Source organism: Kitasatospora sp. HUAS MG31, assembly GCF_040571325.1.
GTDB lineage: Bacteria > Actinomycetota > Actinomycetes > Streptomycetales > Streptomycetaceae > Kitasatospora > Kitasatospora camelliae.
The window spans coordinates 1,286,588-1,301,841 of record NZ_CP159872.1 but is presented as its reverse complement, the minus strand read 5'-3'; the positions used below and the strand labels follow the sequence as shown (position 1 = coordinate 1,301,841).

The 15,254-nt window shown below is 75.6% G+C and carries 13 protein-coding genes and 1 pseudogene; 6 read left to right on the top strand and 8 right to left on the bottom strand.

The genetic code is table 11. From position 1 onward, the window contains the following. Nucleotides 1-61: 61 nt before the first annotated feature. The 6 genes and pseudogenes from ABWK59_RS06225 to ABWK59_RS06200 all read right to left on the bottom strand — a co-directional run bounded on the left by ABWK59_RS06225 (nt 62) and on the right by ABWK59_RS06200 (nt 5,596). Nucleotides 62-844 (bottom strand): maleylpyruvate isomerase family mycothiol-dependent enzyme, encoded by a 783-nt coding sequence (locus tag ABWK59_RS06225; protein ID WP_354638523.1) that lies wholly within the window; start codon nt 842-844, stop codon nt 62-64. A gap of 92 nt (nt 845-936) precedes the next feature. Then, a complete protein-coding gene (locus ABWK59_RS06220; protein ID WP_354644841.1) occupies nt 937-2,298 on the bottom strand; it encodes an aldehyde dehydrogenase family protein in 1,362 nt (453 codons plus the stop codon). Then, nucleotides 2,284-2,976 (bottom strand): annotated as a pseudogene (locus ABWK59_RS06215) (type 1 glutamine amidotransferase domain-containing protein); the annotation flags it as partial. The pseudogene ABWK59_RS06215 and the gene ABWK59_RS06220, both read right to left, overlap by 15 nt. A 154-nt stretch (nt 2,977-3,130) precedes the next feature. Beyond that, nucleotides 3,131-3,892, bottom strand: a complete 762-nt coding sequence (gene fabG, locus ABWK59_RS06210; protein ID WP_354638521.1) for a 3-oxoacyl-ACP reductase FabG — start codon at nt 3,890-3,892, stop codon at nt 3,131-3,133. A gap of 49 nt (nt 3,893-3,941) precedes the next feature. Next, nucleotides 3,942-4,394 carry a MaoC family dehydratase gene (locus ABWK59_RS06205; protein ID WP_354638519.1) on the bottom strand — a complete coding sequence of 151 codons (453 nt, stop codon included), beginning with the start codon at nt 4,392-4,394 and terminating at the stop codon, nt 3,942-3,944. A gap of 44 nt (nt 4,395-4,438) precedes the next feature. Next, entirely contained in the window at nt 4,439-5,596 is a 1,158-nt protein-coding gene (locus tag ABWK59_RS06200; protein ID WP_354638517.1) for an acyl-CoA dehydrogenase family protein, read from the bottom strand. A 231-nt stretch (nt 5,597-5,827) separates the two neighbouring features. On the opposite strand from ABWK59_RS06200, the gene ABWK59_RS06195 reads away from it, so the two are divergent. From ABWK59_RS06195 to ABWK59_RS06175, 5 genes are all read left to right on the top strand, one after another. Beyond that, entirely contained in the window at nt 5,828-7,060 is a 1,233-nt protein-coding gene (locus ABWK59_RS06195) for a PucR family transcriptional regulator (RefSeq protein WP_354638516.1), read from the top strand. Between the two features lie 197 nt (nt 7,061-7,257). Next, nucleotides 7,258-7,929 carry a hypothetical protein gene (locus ABWK59_RS06190; protein WP_354638515.1) on the top strand — a complete coding sequence of 224 codons (672 nt, stop codon included), beginning with the start codon at nt 7,258-7,260 and terminating at the stop codon, nt 7,927-7,929. Nucleotides 7,930-8,049: 120 nt separating this feature from the next. Further along, nucleotides 8,050-8,202, top strand: coding sequence for a hypothetical protein (locus tag ABWK59_RS06185; protein ID WP_354638513.1), 153 nt, complete (start codon nt 8,050-8,052; stop codon nt 8,200-8,202). Nucleotides 8,203-8,313: 111 nt separating this feature from the next. After that, nucleotides 8,314-9,093 (top strand): SDR family NAD(P)-dependent oxidoreductase, encoded by a 780-nt coding sequence (locus ABWK59_RS06180; protein ID WP_354638511.1) that lies wholly within the window; start codon nt 8,314-8,316, stop codon nt 9,091-9,093. 98 nt (nt 9,094-9,191) lie between these two features. Next, nucleotides 9,192-12,125 carry a BTAD domain-containing putative transcriptional regulator gene (locus ABWK59_RS06175; protein ID WP_354638510.1) on the top strand — a complete coding sequence of 978 codons (2,934 nt, stop codon included), beginning with the start codon at nt 9,192-9,194 and terminating at the stop codon, nt 12,123-12,125. Nucleotides 12,126-12,164: 39 nt separating this feature from the next. On the opposite strand, the gene ABWK59_RS06170 is transcribed toward ABWK59_RS06175, so the two are convergent. Next, entirely contained in the window at nt 12,165-12,659 is a 495-nt protein-coding gene (locus tag ABWK59_RS06170) for a nitroreductase/quinone reductase family protein (protein ID WP_354638508.1), read from the bottom strand. Nucleotides 12,660-12,930: 271 nt separating this feature from the next. Between ABWK59_RS06170 and ABWK59_RS06165 the strand changes: the two genes are divergently transcribed. Further along, entirely contained in the window at nt 12,931-13,083 is a 153-nt protein-coding gene (locus ABWK59_RS06165; protein ID WP_354638506.1) for a hypothetical protein, read from the top strand. 42 nt (nt 13,084-13,125) lie between these two features. Here ABWK59_RS06165 and ABWK59_RS06160 read toward each other — a convergent pair whose 3' ends face one another. Next, nucleotides 13,126-15,114 (bottom strand): ATP-binding protein, encoded by a 1,989-nt coding sequence (locus ABWK59_RS06160; RefSeq protein ID WP_354638504.1) that lies wholly within the window; start codon nt 15,112-15,114, stop codon nt 13,126-13,128. Nucleotides 15,115-15,254: the final 140 nt, after the last annotated feature.

Genomic DNA, 15,254 nt, shown 5'->3' with positions numbered 1-15,254 from the left:
GCCGACCGGCGCCGGGGGCGCGCGGTCGGGTTCGCCGCGGTCGGGTTCGGCGCGGTCGTGTTCAGAACGCGGAGTTAGCGAACCAGCGGGCCAGCAGCTCGCGGTCTCCCGTGTGGTCGAGGGCCTCGGCGTCGAGGGGGAGGCGGCCGTAGACGAGCAGCAGCAGATCGGCCGCGGCTCCCCGGACGGTCGCATCGGCGTCCACCCCTCCGCCCGCCGGGTCGAGCCCGAAGCCGTCGGGCCGCAGGCGGATCAGCCAGTCGCCGTCCCCGTCGGTGGACCGGAACCGGATGGTCTCGCCGTCGCCGCGCAGGTCGGCCACCTTGGGGGCGAAGAGGCCGGCGAACGGCAGGTTCACCAGGAACTCGTCCACGCCGTCCGCCGCGAGCGCACGGTCGATCCGGGGCCGGATCCCCAGCGCCAGCTCGGCGTCGACCCGGTGAACCAGGGTCTCGAACAGCATCCGGCGCGCCCAGAACCGGGCGTGGTGGTCGGCTCCCCAGGCCCACATCGGGGTGTCGGGGTCGGTGGCCGCGAACGCGCCCGCCGCCTCGGTCGCGCCGTCGGCCAGCCAGTCGGCCCAGCCGTCCTCGCCCACCGGCAGCCGCAGGTCGACGTCGCGGCTGCGCGGGGGCTCCTGGATGCGCCCGCGCAGCAGGACGGAGAACCAGCGCTGCACGCTGCCGGCGTGCCGGATCAGGTCGGCCAGGGTCCAGCCCGGGCAGCTGGGGACCGGGGTCGCCGGGTCGGCGCCCTTGACCGCCGCCACGAACCGGGCGGTCTCGGTCGCGACGGCGGCGCGGTGGTCGACCGGGGAGGGGGCGGGGCGGTCGGGGGTGCTCATCGGTGGGGTGCCTCTCGGACGGTGGAGGGGTCGGACGGTGGACGGTGCGGACGTGGACGGTTCGGACGGTGTCGCGGGTCGCCGCCGCGGCCTCAGCCGAGCGGCTTGTCGAGGATCGCCTTGGTGTGGCTGAACGTGTCGAGGGAGTACTCGCCGTGGTAGCGGCCCATGCCGCTCTCCCCGACACCGCCGAACGGCAGCTCGGGGACCGCCAGGTGCGACACGGGCAGGCCGAAGACCAGGGCGCCGGAGGAGGTCTCCTCGGCCAGCCGCTGCTTGGTGCGCTCGGAGCCGGTGAAGGCGTACAGCGCGAGCGGCTTGGCGCGCTCGTTGACGAAGGCGATCGCCGCGTCGAGGTCGGGCACGGGGACGACCGGCAGGATCGGTCCGAAGATCTCCTCCCGCATCACGGGAGCCGTGGGCGGGACGTCGGCGAGGACGGTGGGCGCGACGTAGCGGGTGCTGCGGTCGTGACCGCCGCCGGTGACGACCCGCCCCTCGGAGAGCAGCGCGGTGAGCCGGTCGAAGTGGCGCTCGTTGACGATCCGCCCGTACTCGGGGTCGCCGGCCGGGTCGTCGCCGTAGGCCGCGTGGACGGCGGCGGCCAGTTCGGCCTCCAGCGCCGCGGCGGTGTCGCCCACGGCCAGGACGTAGTCGGGGGCGACGCAGGTCTGGCCGGCGTTGAGGAACTTGCCCCGGGCGATCCGCTGCGCCGTCACGGCCAGGTCGACGCCGGGTTCGACCACGACGGGGCTCTTGCCGCCGAGTTCGAGGGTGACGGGGGTGAGGTGCTCGGCGGCGGCCGCCATGACGATCCGGCCGACCGCGCCGTTGCCGGTGTAGAAGATGTGGTCGAAGCGCTGTTCCAGCAGCGCGGTGGTCTCCGGGACGGCGCCCTCGACCACGGCCACCGCCTCCGGGTCGAGGTAGCGGGGGAGCAGCCGGGCGATGGCCGCCGAGGTGGCGGGGGCCAGCTCGCTGGGCTTGACCACGGCGGTGTTGCCGGCCGCCAGGGCGCCCACCAGCGGTGCCAGGGCCAGCTGGAGCGGGTAGTTCCACGGAGCGATGATCAGCACCACGCCGAGCGGGTCGCGGACCACCCGGGCCTCGGCCGGCAGGAAGGCGTCGGGAACGGCGGCCGGCTTCGGCCGCAGCCACTCCTCCAGGTGCTCCACCGTGTGATCGAGCTCGTTGACGGTGAAGGCGATCTCGGTGCGGTGGGCCTCGGCGGCGCCCTTGCCCAGGTCGGCGTTGAGGGCGGCCAGGAACGTCTCGGACTGCTCGGTGAGCAGCGAGCGCAGGGCCCGGAGCTGGTCGAGGCGCCAGCCGAGCGGCTTGGTGCGGCCGGAGTGGAACGTGGCGCGCAGCCGCCGCACGACGGCATCGGCGTCGGCACCCGGGGTGGCGGCGGTGGCGGGAGCGGCGTCGGTGGCGTCGGCGAGGGCCTCGACCAGCCGGTGGGCCAGCGCCGCGGAGGAGGCCGGGTTCTGGCCGGTGTACAGGGTGCGGTCGACCACGGTGTGCGGGGTGAACGGGGCGGCCTCGACGAACTCGGCGCCGAGCTCGACCAGGCGGTCCTGGACCAGCCAGGCGGCGGCGTCGGCGAGGCCGACCGCGGTCTCCTCCGCGTTGGTGAACGCGGTCATGCGGTACCCGGCGAAGGGCCAGCTGCCGTCCTCGCGGCGTGCGGCGAGGAGTGCGGCGGGTGCGTGGCAGACCACGCCGAGCGGCCGGCCCGCGTCGAGGGTGCGGGTGAGGATCCGGCCGGAGGCCTCGTCCACCGCGAGGTCCTCCATGGGGCCGTGGCCGCCGGGGTAGAAGACCAGGTCGTAGGCGTCCGGGTCGACGTCCTCCAGCCTGGCGGGGCTGGTGAGCGAGGCCAGGAGGGAGTCGAGGTACGCGCCGATCGCCTCGGCCCGCTCCTGCCCGCCGTTGGCGGCGGCGGTCAGGCTGCCCAGGTCGACGGGGGCCGGGACGCCGCCGGGGGTGGCGATGGTGATCTCGTAGCCGGCCTCGCGGAAGACGCGGTGCGGCTCGGCGAGCTCCTCGGCCCAGTAGCCGGTCGGGTGGGTGGTGCCGTCGGCGAGGGTCCAGTGGGTGGCGCCGGTGACGACGAAGAGGGCGGCGGTCATGGCGATGCTCCAGAAGGAATTGAGGTCATCGATGGTTGAGAACCTCAAGTAACGCGATCGACGGTAGGTCGCAATGGTTGAGGATGTCAACCATTGCGGCCCGCGTCCGATCCCTGTCCAGCATCACCCCACCCGCCGTGCCCGCGTCCAGCGCTCAGCCCTGGGGGCCGCCGGCGACGTAGACCACCTGGCCGGAGACGAACCCGGCATCCTCGCCCGCCAGGAAGGAGACCGTGCCGGCGACGTCCTCGGGGCGGCCGACCCGGCGTACCGGGATCTGCTCGGCGGCGAACTTCTGGAAGTCCTCGAAGGGCATGCCGATCCGCGCGGCGGTGGCGGCGGTCATGTCGGTGGCGATGAAGCCCGGGGCGACCGCGTTGACGGTGATGCCGAACCTGCCCAGCTCGATCGCCAGGGTCTTGGTGAAGCCCTGGATGCCGGCCTTGGCGGCCGAGTAGTTCGCCTGGCCGCGGTTGCCCAGCGCGGACGTGGAGGACAGGTTGACGATCCGGCCCCAGCCCGCGGCGGACATGTGCCGCTGCACCGCACGGCTCATCAGGAACGCCCCGCGCAGGTGGACTCCGAGGACCGCGTCCCAGTCCGCCTCGGTCAGCTTGAACAGCAGGTTGTCGCGGGTGATCCCGGCGTTGTTGACCAGGACGACCGGCGCGCCCAGCTCGTCGGCGATCCGGGAGACGGCGGATTCGACCCGCTCCGCGTCGGCGACGTCCACGCCGACGGCGAGCGCCCGGCCGCCCGTCTCCTCGACGGCGGCGACGGTGTCGGCACAGGCCGCCTCCTCCAGGTCGCAGACGGCGACGGCGAAGCCGTCGCGGGCCAGACGCAGGGCGGTGGCGGCACCGATGCCGCGGGCGGCACCGGTGACGACGGCGACGCGCTGGGAACGCTCACTCACAGGGGCTCCTCGTACGGGGTGGTGGGGGAGGGGATCTTGACGGGTGGGATCAGAGGTAGAGGCGGGCGACGGCCTCGGCGACGCAGGCGGGCTTGTCCGCGCCGTCGATCTCGACGGTGACCCGGGAGGTGATCTGCCAGCCGCCGGGCACCTCCTCGGCCGCCGCGACGGCGACCCGGGCCCGCACCCGGGATCCGACCCGCACCGGATGGACGAAACGGACCTTGTTCAGGCCGTAGTTGACGGCCATCCGGACGCCCTCGACGCGGTAGACCCGCTCGCTGAGGACCGGCAGCAGCGACAGGGTCAGGTAGCCGTGGGCGATGGTGGCCCCGAACGGGCCGTCCGCCGCCCGCGCGGGGTCGGTGTGGATCCACTGGTGGTCGCCGGTGGACTCGGCGAACCGGTCGATGCGCTGCTGATCGACGGTGAGCCAGTCGCTGTGGCCGATCTCGGTGCCGACGGCGGCGACCAGGTCGGCAGGGGTGGGGAAGGCCCTCACGGGTGGTCGGCTCCTCGCTCGACGGGGGACGGGACCGGGGACGGTCACAGGCCCATGGACTTGGCGATGACGGTCTTCATGACCTCGCTGGTGCCGCCGTAGATCCGGAAGACGCGGTTGTCCGTGTAGAGGCGGGCGATCGGGTACTCCAGCATGTAGCCGTAGCCGCCGTGCAGTTGGAGGCACTTGTCGATCACCCGGGACGCCGTCTCGGTGCAGAAGAGCTTGGCGGCGGCGGCGTCCGCGGAGCTGAGATCGCCCTGCTCGATGAGGTCCAGGGCCCGGTCGGAGAGCGCCTGCGCGGCGGCGACCTCGGCCGCGCACTCGGCGAGGACGAACTTGGTGTTCTGGAACCCCGAGACCGGCTGCCCGAAGACCTTGCGGTCACGGGTGTAGGCGAGCGTGAAGTCGATCGCGGCCGCGGCCGCCGCCACGGCGGACACGGCGATGCCCAGACGCTCGGGAACCAGGTTGTGGGCGAGGTAGGCGAAGGCGTTGCCCTCCTCGCCGAGCAGGTTCTCCACCGGCACGCGGACGTCGGTGAAGGAGAGCTCGGCGGTGTCGGAGCTGCGCAGGCCGATCTTCTCCAGCTTGCGGCCGACCGCGTAGCCCTCGCTCCGGGTGTCCACGCACAGGATGGACAGGCCGCGGCGGCGGTCCTCCGCCGGGGCCGGGGAGGTACGGCAGACCACCAGCATCAGGTCGGCGAGGACACCGCCGGTGATGAAGGTCTTCGCACCGTTGAGGACGTAGTGGGTGCCGTCCTCGGACAGGGTCGCCGTGGTGCGGATGCCGGCCAGGTCGGAGCCGGTGCCGGGCTCGGTCATCGCGATGGCGGTCATCATCCGCCCGGAGACGAAGTCCGGGAGCCAGCGCTTCTTCTGCTCCTCGTCGGCGAACTCGAGCAGGTACGGCAGCACCAGACCGGTGTGCACGCCGGAGCCGCCGAAGGACACCCCGGCGCGCATCAGCTCCTCGACGATCACCGCCTGGTACTTGAAACCGCCGACACCCGAGCCGCCGTACTCCTCCGGGACCTCGATGCCGAACACCCCCAGCGCGCCGAGCTTCTCGTAGAACTCGCGCGGCGCGTGGCCGGCGGCCTCCCAGGCGTCGTAGTGGGGCACGACCTCGTGGGCGATGAAGTCCCGGATCATCTCCCGGAAGTTCTCGTGGTCCTCGGTGTAGACGGAGCGCTGCACGGCCTGGCTCTCCCTTTGGGTCCGGAGGTGGGGCAGCGGGCCACCGGTGGTCCTCGCCGTCGGGCCCTCGGGAGGCGGTGGACGGCGGGCTCCGACGGCTCTGAGCTGCGGTTCTGCTCTGCGACGCCCCCAACCTAGAGCGCCGGCCATCGGCAGGCCAGGGGCATCTGCCCAAGGGTGCGGCCGCTGCCTGTGCAACCTGCCCAGCGTCCGTGGGGCTAGCCTGGGGCCATGAAGCACGGTTGGGCGGCGCCCTCGCCCGAGGTGGCGGCCCACATCCGGGCGACCGCGGAGCGCCTGCAGGGCACGCTGGACGAGCTGCTCGCCGAGATCGGCCAGCAGCTGGCCCCCGACACGCCCGAGGCGCCGATCGACCCGGTGATGGCCGAGGAGATCGCCGCGAGCAACCGGGACACCGTCGGGCGCTGGGTCCGCGCCAACCGGCTCCGGCCCGGCGACCCGGTTCCCGCGGACCTGACGGCGCAGATCCTGGACGTGGCGCGCGACATGGTCCGACGCGGCGTCGACGAGCGCTACCTGGTCCAGGGCTACTGGCGCGGGCACAACCTGCTGTGGCGGTACTGGATGCGCGCCGCGCTCGCCGAGCCGGGCCCGCCGGAGGTGCTGTCCGCCGCCCTCGACCTGGCGGCCCGCTCGATGTCCCGGTTCGTGGACCGCACCCTGGCCGGCGTCCAGAAGCACGTGGAGCACGAACGCGACCAGCTCGTCGGCGGCATGCCCGCCCGCCGGCTGGAGACCGTGAACCTCCTGCTCCAGGGCGCGCCCATCGCCGAGGAACGCGCCAGTACCCGCCTCGGCTACGACCTGAGCCGGCGTCACCTGGCCGTGGTCCTGTGGCAGGCGCCCGGGATGACCGAGCAGGGCGAGCTGGAGTCCGCGGCCGACGCGATCGCCGAGGCGGCGGGCGCCCGGCGGCCCCTCACCGTCGCCGCGGGGATCTCGGTGCTGTGGGCCTGGATCGCGGATCCGGGGCAGCCGGACACCGGGGTCCTCGACGAGGCCCTCGCCGCCACGGGCACCACCGTCCACGCGGCCACCGGGATGCCGGGTGACGGTCCCACCGGCTTCCGGCTCAGCCACCAGCAGGCACTGACCGCCCAGCGGCTGATGTTCCGGATGCACCGGCCGCCCCGTCTCACCGCCTACGAGGACGTCCAGGTCGTCGCCCTGGCCGCCCACGACGAGGACCAGGCACGCGAGTTCGTCGCCTCCACCCTCGGCGCGCTGGCCGAGGCGTCCCCCGAACTCGCCCGGACGCTGCGCGTCTACCTCCAGGAGGACTGCAACGCCAGCCGGGCCGCGCGCCGGCTGTACACCCACCGCAACACGGTCCTCAACCGCATCGCCCGCGCCGACGCGCTGCTGCCCCGACCGCGCCCCGGGCGCGGACTGCAGGTCGGCGTCGCCTTGGAGCTGCAGCACTGGCTCGGACCGCGGCGGTAGCGCCGGCGACGCGCGGGCCGGCGGGGGCGAGCGGGGGTGACTGTCGTCGGCCTGGCCGGTGACCGGCGACAGCGCTGTGTCGAACGGTGGTCGGCCGTCCCGAGCGGCCGAGGGCCGAGGCCGGGCCCTGTCGGGCGGCGGGCGGTTCGGGGACCAACGGGGTAGCCGACGGCCGGTGGCGTGGCTAGCGTGAGGGCATGGATCAGGATGAACGGATGCTTCACGCCTCGTCGTTCGGCGCGGCCGCGGTCGCGACCAACTACTGCGGGGAGCAGCAGAACCGCGGCTGCAGCGTCGCCGGACTCCGGGACAAGGCGCAGCGGCTGACGGCCGCCGGGATCCAGGTGCTCTACGGCTTCTACGAGTACCACGGCGGCAACACCCCGGACGTCAACGGCCGCGGCTGGAAGAGCCTGGAGGGCCGGCTCGGCCCGCTGGAGGGCATGACCGCGACCGGGACCCGCGACCAGGCCAGGAACGCCTTCAACCGGTCCGGCGCGGCGATCCCGACCGGCCGCCGGGTGATGGACTACGGCGACAGCGACATCTCCAAGGGCTTCGGCAACTGCACCGAGGCCGGCCGCAGCACCTGCGCGGAGCTGAAGAAGGGGGCCGCGGACCGGGCCGCCGGACAGCTCGCGGCCACGCTGTCCTGGACGACCACCTACAACGACCCGTGGTACGTCGACAAGCTGCTGGGCGACGCGCGGGTGGACGGCATCATCGCGGGCTACGGCGCCTTCACCGGAGTGCGCGAGTACGACCGCGGCTGGCAGTGCGCCAACGCCGTCAACCTGGTCCGTGACTGGGTGAACCGGCACGGCGCCACCCACCGCATGGCCACCGCCGGGGACCGGATGTTCCGGTAGCCCGCGGGCCCGCCTCGGACCGGCGCTCCGGCCACCGGCGTTCTGGAGCCTGGTCCGAGGCGGGGCGGGCCGACCCGAGGGCGCTACTCGGCGAGGTGGACCAGATCGCCGCCGACGTAGGTGCGTTCGACCCGGGCGTCGGCCGGCCCGCAGCTCCCCGCCGTAGGCGGCCGCGCGCTCGCGCTGCTGCTGGACGCCGTCGCGGCGCGGGTGGCGGCCGCGGGCTCCTCCGGGGCGGGCGGCGGGGCGGGCGGTGAGGTGGGTCCGGCGTAGCGGCGCTCGCAGGGCCGGTGAGCCGGCGGTGAGTGCCCGGTGAGCGGGCGTCGGCAGGCTGGGGTCATCGCCGGTTCCGCGGGGGACCGGCCGGGACGGAGGAGTACGGCCATGGGTGAACTGACCGGCAGGACCGCACTGGTGACGGGCGCCTCGCGGGGGATCGGGCGGGCCATTGCGCTGCGGCTGGCCGCCGAGGGGGCCCTGGTCGCGGTGCACCACGGGGGCAACGAGGAGGCGGCGAAGGAGACCGTGGCGCGGATCGAGGCCGAGGGCGGCCGGGCGTTCGCCGTCCGGGCCCGGTTCGGCGAGGACGGCGCACTGGACCGCCTGTTCGAGGGGCTGACCACCGGGCTGACGGCGTACGGCGCCGAGGGCCTGGACATCCTGGTCAACAACGCGGGCATCCTCTCCGGCAACCCGATCGCGGCGGTCACCCCGGCGGAGTTCGAGCGTCTGTGGGCGGTCAACGTGAGCACGCCGTTCTTCGTCATCCAGCGGGCGCTGCCGCTCCTCAACGACGGCGGCCGCATCGTCAACACCGGCTCGACGGCCAGCCGGTTCGCGGTCTCCACCCAGATCGCCTACACCGTCAGCAAGGCGGCGCTGGAGTCGATGGCGCCCTCGCTGGCGAACGAGCTGGGCCGGCGCGGGATCACCGTGAACACGGTGGCACCCGGCGCGGTGCGGACCGACATGACGGCGGGTCACACCGCGATCCCGGAGGTGGTGGCCGGGCTGGAGGCGATCACCGCGCTCGGGCGGCTCGGCGAGCCGGAGGACGTCGCCGAGGTCGTCGGCTTCCTGGCGGGTCCGCGGGGGCGCTGGGTGACCGGCCAGACGATCGACGTCTCGGGAGGGACCTGGCTCGGCCCGATCGTGCCGGCGTGAGGTGCCCGATCGTCGACGGCCGGAGGCGTGCGGACCCGTCGGGCGTGATCCCTTCCGATCGTCCCGGGTGGGACCCTGTTTGAGGGATCATCAGATGTATGCGATTCGGAATCCTCGGCGAGACCAGGGCGTGGCGGGACGACGACTCCGAGGTCCCGCTCGGCGGGCCGGCCCGGCGGGCGCTGCTGGCGCTGCTGCTGGCCCGTCCCGGCGAGGTGGTCCCGGCCGACCTGCTGGCCGAGGAGGTCGACCCGGCCCGGCCGTTGTCGCCGCACGCCCTGCAGTCCCAGGTGTCCCGGCTGCGGACGGCCCTCGGCACGGCGGCGGTGATCGAGCGGACCGGCGCGGGGTACCGGATCGCGGTGCCGGCCGAGGCCGTGGACGCCGGCCGGTTCGAGCGGCTCACCCGGCGGGGACGGGCCGCTTTGCGCGACGGCGACCCGCGGCCGGCCGCCGCGCTGCTGGAGGAGGCGGTCGGCCTGTGGCGCGGGCCGGCCCTGGCCGAGGTCGCCGACCGGGAGTCGGTCAGGGCGGCGGCGGTCCGGCTGGAGGAGGTGCGGCTCGGCGCGCTGGAGGACGGCTTCGAGGCGGCCCTGCGGCTCGGCGAACACCGAACGGCCGTGCCCGGACTGCGGGAACTCGTCAGCCGCCACCCGTTGCGGGAGAAGCTCGCGTCCCTGCTGATGCGCGCGCTGGCCGCCGAGGGCGGTCAGGCCGAGGCCCTGCTCGTCTTCGACCAGACCCGACGGCACCTGGCCGAGGAGCTGGGCGCCGACCCCTCGCCCGAACTGGCCTGCCTGCACCGTGAGTTGCTGGACACCGACGTCGCCGCGCCGCCGTCGCCCGCCGCGCCGCCCGCACAGCTCACCTCCTTCGTGGGCCGCGGCGAGGACGTGGACGAGATCACCGGCCTGCTGCGGACGGCCCGCCTGGTCACCCTGGTCGGCCCCGGCGGCGTCGGGAAGACCCGGCTGTCGGCCGAACTGGCCGCCGCCGCACCCGGGGAAGTGTGCTTCGCCGAACTGGCCCCGCTGTGCGACGGCGCCGCCCTGCCGCAGGCCCTGCTGGGCGCGCTCGGCCTGCGCGGGACCGGCCTCCACCCCGACGCCGCGCGGCCGCTCGACCGCCTCACCACCGCCCTGTCCGGCCGGTCGGTCCTGCTCGTCCTGGACAACTGCGAGCACCTCGTCGAGCAGACCGCCCAGCTCGCGGCGCGCCTGCTGGCCGCCTGCCCGCGGCTGCGGATCCTGGCCACCAGCCGCGAACCGCTCGGCGTGATCGGCGAGCACCTGTGGCCGGTGGGCCCGCTCGACGAGGACGCGGCCGGGCGGCTGTTCACCGACCGGGCCGCCGCCGTACGGCGCGGCTTCACCGCGGACCCGCAGCTCGTCCGGCGGATCTGCGCGGCCGTCGACGGCCTGCCCCTGGCCATCGAGCTGACCGCGGCACGGCTGCGCACCCTGGACCCGGCCGAACTCGCCGGCCGGCTCGACGACCGGCTCGGGATCACCGAGCGCGGCGCCCGGACCGCCGACCAGCGCCACCGGACCCTGCGCTCGGTGGTCGCCTGGGGCTGGGACCTGCTCCCCGAACCCGAGCGGCGGGCCGCCCGCCGGTTCGCGGTCCTCGCCGGCGGCGCCCCGGCCGACCTGGCCGCGGAGGTGTGCGACACCGACGCCGGGACGCTGGAGTCGCTGGCCGACAAGTCCTTCCTGCAGCTCACCCGCGGCCGGTACCGGATGCTGGAGACCATTCGCGCCTACGCGGCCGAACAGCTCGCGGCGGCGGGCGAGCAGGAGGCGGCGGAACGCGCCCACACCCGGTCCGTACGGCGGCTGCTCCGGGAGGCCGAGCCGCACCTGCGCCGGGCCGGACAGCTCCGGTGGCTGCCACGGGTCGCCGCCGAGCACGACAACCTGCTGGCGGTCCTGCGCAGGGCCGTCGAGGCTCGGGAGGTGACGGCGGCCCTGGACCTGCTCGCCTCCGCCGCCACCTACCTGTGGATCCGCGGCGTGGCCGGCGCGGTGGTGGCGGACGCCGTCTCGCTGCTGGAGCTGACCGGTGACCACCCTCCGGCCGGGCTCGGCGAGGAGTACGCGGTGTGCGTGCTGCTCGCGGCCTCCGGCGGTGCCGAGCAGCCGGTCCGGCCGGAACGGGGGCAGGAGCAGGGGCGGCGGTACCACGCCGCGGCGCAGCAGGCGCTGGCGGCGGCGTGGCCCGGCGACCGGGCGGGCCGGTATCCGGTCGCCCTGCGGGCCTGGATGATGCACAACGCCGGCCGGGCCCGGGCCGAGGAGCGACAGGCCGCCTTCGAGCTGGTCTCCGCCCAGCGGGACTGCCCCGAGCCGTGGGCCCGGGCGGTGGCCCACTACGTGGCGGGGTTCGGGCACCTCGGCGCCGGGGACACCGCGGCGGGCGAGCGGGAGTTCGCCCTGGCCCGCGACGGGTTCGACGCGCTCGGCGACCGCTGGAGCACCGCGGCCGCCCTGGACGCGCTGGCCGGACTCGCGGCCGGACGCGGCGACCGGGGCCGGGCGCTCGACCTGACCGACCGGGCCCTCGCCCTCACCGAACAGCTCGGCGCCCTCGGGGACTCCGCCGACCTCCTGGTCAACCGGGGCGACCAGCTGGCCGAGGAGGACCCCCGGGCGGGCCGGGCCGCCTACGCGAGGGCCGCCGAGCTCGCCGCCTCGGCGGGCAACGCCGACGGCCTCGCGGCGGCCCTGCGCGGACAGGCGGACATCGCCGCCGCGGAAGGGGACCGCGTGACGGCGGAACGGCTGTATCGCGAGGCGCTGGAACGGATCGACCCGCACGCGGTCAAGGCCCTCGGCAACCACGTCCGCGCCCACGTCGGACTCGCCCGCCTCGCCGAGCACCGCGGCGAGGCGGCCACCGCCCGCACGCACTACGCGGCGGCCGCCGGGTCCGCGGCCGGGGCGGGGCCCTCCGCGCCGGAGGTGCTGCGCCTGCTGGGCGTGCTGGGGCTGCCCGAGGACGTGGTGGAGGCGGTGAGCCGCGAAGGGCGGTGACGGGCCCGGCAACGGGGCTGCCACGGGCGGGTCAGCCGGTCAGTCGGCCGGCATCGTGTCCGGCTCGCCCGGCCGGGGTGCCAGGACCACCACCGCCGTCTCCGCCGGCCTCAGCGCCGCGAAGGCGTCCAGGTCGGCGTCGACGGCGACCCAGCGTGCCCACAGCCGCCGTCGTTCCTCGCCCGTGGCGGCGCGGGCGCGGACGAGCCGCTGCCCGTCGACCAGCTCGACGAGGGCGTCCGGGCGCGCCTGGAGGTTGAGCCACCAGGCGGGCTCCGCCGCGCCCCATCCGTTCATCGCCAGCGCGACCAGGTTCGGCCCGTCCTCGACGTACCCGATGATCACGCTGCGCTGCCGCCCGGTCCGGCGCCCGGTGGTGGTCAGGCGCAGCGCGCCCCAGCCCTTCCTGCCCGGCTGCCACAGGGCGATCCGGCGGCCGAGGACGCGGTGGAGTCCCCGGTGCACCGACCAGGCCAGCCGGATGAACCACCGCGGCGGGAGCCCCGGTGCCTTCGTCCGCCGCTTCACCGCCATGGCGACCTCCCCCCGGGGCGACGCGGCCCCACCAGGACGATAGCCCCGGCAGCCGGCGGCGGGTAGAGCCGTGGCAGCCCTGCGCCGCGAGCCGACCCGTTCTCGGCCACGGGCCACCGACTCACCCGCCCGCCAGGGGCGGTGGCGCACCGGACCCCGAGGTCCCGGGACCCTGCCGGGACCGGACGGGGGCGCCTGCCGCATGCCGGTGGGCGGGCCGGGTCGCGAGGGTGGAGGGCGAAAGGCGAACCCCGTCGAGGAGAACCCCGTCATGCTGCACTACGCGCTCCACAAGCTGCGCGAGGCCGACCTGCTCCGCGAAGCGGACCGGCAACGGACCCTCCGCGCCGCAGCCGAGAGCCGCCCCGACCCGCCAGGCCGTCCACGGCTTACCCGCGTCCTCGCCCCCACCCGGGCCCCCTGAACCCGCTTCCTCCGCTGACCGGTGCAGCGGGCCGGCGGTCGCTCACCGGGCGGAGGCCGGCCCCTCCGCCCGTGCCGTTCCCGCTCCGAGGCGGGCGAGGAGGGCACGGGCCCGGTGTTCGCCGACGGTGTCGCCGAGGCGGACGACCGCGGTCAGGGCCCGGGCCGCCAGGTCCTCCGCCTCCGGGTGCCGGTCGGCGGCGACCAGGGCGGAGGCGCAGGACAGCAGGGTGCGGGCGTGCTGGGCCCGCAGGCCGCGCGCCTCGGAGAGGTGGAGCGCGGCCCGGTACTCGGCCATCGCCTCGTCGTACCGGCCCAGGGCGGCCAGCGCCTCGGCGAGCGAGCGCTGGGCGATGACCACGCCGGCCGGGCTCTCGGCGGTGCGGCAGCCGGCGAGCGTGTCCCGGGCGGCCGCGACGGCCTCACGGTACCGGCCGAGCGCGTGGAGGGCCGGGGCGAGTTCGAGGGCGCAGCGCGCCATCAGGCTGAAGTCCCCCGCGGCCTCGGCGAGATCGCGTGCTCGGCGGTTGTGTGCGAGCGACTCCTCCAGCCCGCCGGGCCGACTGCCGGCCACCAGTCCCCTCAGGAGCGCCATGCGGGGGGTCATGTCCGGGCCGGGGGCGGCCTGGGCGGTCTCGTGGGCGCGGCGGGCCAGCGTCCGCGCCTCCTCGTGCCGCCCGGTGTGCGCATGGCCGATCGCGGCCACCGCGCAGCCGTACATGACCACGGCCTGCTCGCCGTGCCCCTCCCCGGCGGCGATCAGCCGGCCGGCGGAGACGCCCAGGGCGGCCCAGGGGATGCACAGGTCGGTGAACGTGGTGAGCAGCATCAGCAGGCCGGCGAGGGTCCTGGCGTCCTCCACGCCGATCGGCCGGTCGGGGTGGTCGAGGAGCTGCGCGGTGATCGCGACGATCGCGGGCAGCTCGTTGATCACCCACTGCTGGGCCCGGGTCTCGTCGGCGAACGCCGGGGCGGCCACACCGGTGGCCGGGTCGACCGCCGCGCGCAGCCGGCTGTGCGGCCACTCCACCCGGACCGCGGCCGCCGTCCACGCGAGGTGGAACCGGGCGATCCGGCTGAGCACCTGCTGCCGGACCTCCGGCGGATCGGCGGCCAGCGTCCGGTGCCGGGCGAACAGGCGCAGCAGGTCGTGGTACCGGTAGCGGCCCGGATCGCCGGGCTCCAGCAGCCCGACGTGGGCCAGCCCGTCCAGCAGGTCCTCGGCCGTCCGCCGGTCGCACTGCAGGACGGCCGCCGCGGCGGCCACCGACACGTCGGCCACCTCCGGGATCGCCAGCAGCCGGAAGGCGCGCGCCTGCTCCTCCTCCAGCGCCGAGTAGCCGACGTCGAACACCGGTTCGACGGCCAGACTGCCGGCCTCCAGTTCGACCAGCCGCCGGCGCCGGTCCTCCAGCCGCTCCGCCAGGAACGCCACGCTCCAGCGCGGGCGGGCGGCCAGCCGGCTGCCGATGATCCGGACGGCCAGCGGCAGCATGCCGCAGGCGCGGACCAGCTCCCGGGTGGCCAGCGGCTCCCGGCGGCAGCGGTCGACCCCGGCGATCCGCTCCAGCAGGCTGACCGCCTCCGGCTCGCCGAGCGGTTCCAGCGCGGTGCGGCCGGTGGTCGGCAGGCAGGTCAGCGGTGCCCGGCTGGTGATCAGGACGGCGCACTCGGGCGTCCCCGGCAGCAGCGGGTTCACCTGCTCGGTGTCGGCGGCGTTGTCCAGCAGCAGGAGGATGTCCCGGCCGGCCAGCCGGGAGCGGTAGAGCGCGGTCCGCTCGGTCAGGTCGGCGGGGATGTGCTCGGAGACGACGCCCAGCGCCCGCAGGAACACCTCCTGCACCTCGTACGGATCCGCCGCCTCGGTACCGGCGCCGCGCAGGTCGGCGTAGAGCTGGCCGTCGGGGAACCGCCCGCGTGCGGAGTGGGCGACGTGGACGGCCAGCGCGGTCTTGCCCACACCGCCCATCCCGTGGATCGTCCAGACGGCGGGAGCGGTCGCCGGCCCTTCCTGCTCCAGGCCGTCGAGCATCGCCGCGACCTCGGCCGAGCGGGCGGTGAAGTCCGGCGCGTCGGGCGGCAGTTGGGCCGGGGGAGCCGGCCGCGGCCCGGGCCGAGCCCGCCGCGCCGACGCCCGGCGCCGGGTCGGCCACCGCGGCCGGATCGGCCACC

Bases quoted from the DNA above. Each gene is read 5' to 3' on its own strand.
- ABWK59_RS06225 (WP_354638523.1), bottom strand. From the start codon at position 844: ATGAGCACCCCCGACCGCCCCGCCCCCTCCCCGGTCGACCACCGCGCC.
- ABWK59_RS06195 (WP_354638516.1), top strand. From the start codon at position 5,828: ATGAAGCACGGTTGGGCGGCGCCCTCGCCCGAGGTGGCGGCCCACATC.
- ABWK59_RS06190 (WP_354638515.1), top strand. From the start codon at position 7,258: ATGGATCAGGATGAACGGATGCTTCACGCCTCGTCGTTCGGCGCGGCC.
- ABWK59_RS06180 (WP_354638511.1), top strand. From the start codon at position 8,314: ATGGGTGAACTGACCGGCAGGACCGCACTGGTGACGGGCGCCTCGCGG.
- ABWK59_RS06175 (WP_354638510.1), top strand. From the start codon at position 9,192: ATGCGATTCGGAATCCTCGGCGAGACCAGGGCGTGGCGGGACGACGAC.
- ABWK59_RS06170 (WP_354638508.1), bottom strand. From the start codon at position 12,659: ATGGCGGTGAAGCGGCGGACGAAGGCACCGGGGCTCCCGCCGCGGTGG.
- ABWK59_RS06165 (WP_354638506.1), top strand. From the start codon at position 12,931: ATGCTGCACTACGCGCTCCACAAGCTGCGCGAGGCCGACCTGCTCCGC.
- ABWK59_RS06160 (WP_354638504.1), bottom strand. From the start codon at position 15,114: ATGCTCGACGGCCTGGAGCAGGAAGGGCCGGCGACCGCTCCCGCCGTC.